The sequence below is a fragment of the Paenirhodobacter enshiensis genome (assembly GCF_000740785.1).
Classification (GTDB): Bacteria; Pseudomonadota; Alphaproteobacteria; order Rhodobacterales; family Rhodobacteraceae; genus Rhodobacter; species Rhodobacter enshiensis.
This window is the reverse complement of sequence record NZ_JFZB01000097.1, coordinates 1-483: the sequence shown is the minus strand read 5'-3', so window position 1 is coordinate 483 and position 483 is coordinate 1. Positions and strand designations below refer to the sequence as shown.

At 61.1% G+C, this 483-nt stretch carries 1 pseudogene; it reads right to left on the bottom strand.

Features of this window, described 5'->3' with window-relative positions:
- Positions 1-202 precede the first annotated feature (202 nt).
- Positions 203-483 (bottom strand): annotated as a pseudogene (locus CG50_RS17170) (recombinase family protein); the annotation flags it as partial.

Genomic DNA, 483 nt, shown 5'->3' with positions numbered 1-483 from the left:
GCCCCCGCAACCAACGTTTCCGACTCGAAAGAGTTACAAGCCCTCGCCAATCGCGGGGGCTTTGTCATATCTGCCTCCGCGAGGTTCAGGATTCCAGCCAGTTCCCCAATGAGTTCAATCTGATGGAAGCCAGTGGCCGCTCGGTCTGGCACCATCCGAACCTCGGAAACTAGCCCCCGCAGAATTTGCGTGGCCTCCAGCCTCAGCCCCGGCTCGTCAGCATCGCTGAAAGGTTCGCGATCTTCTCTCGATAGAGATCGGACAGGCGCGGATGCAGCAGGGCAGGCGGCGCGGGCGTGTCTTGGAGGAAGGCGGTGAGCTTCGTCTTCCGGCTTTCCAGATCCGGCATCTTCGCCTTCATTGACGGATGATACATCCCGTCCTCGATCGCGGCGAGGATGCCGGCGATCTTCTTCTTCACCTGCTTCAGGTCCCGTTTGACTTGGTCCTGCGCGCTGCTCCGGTCTCCGGCGGCGGCATTGA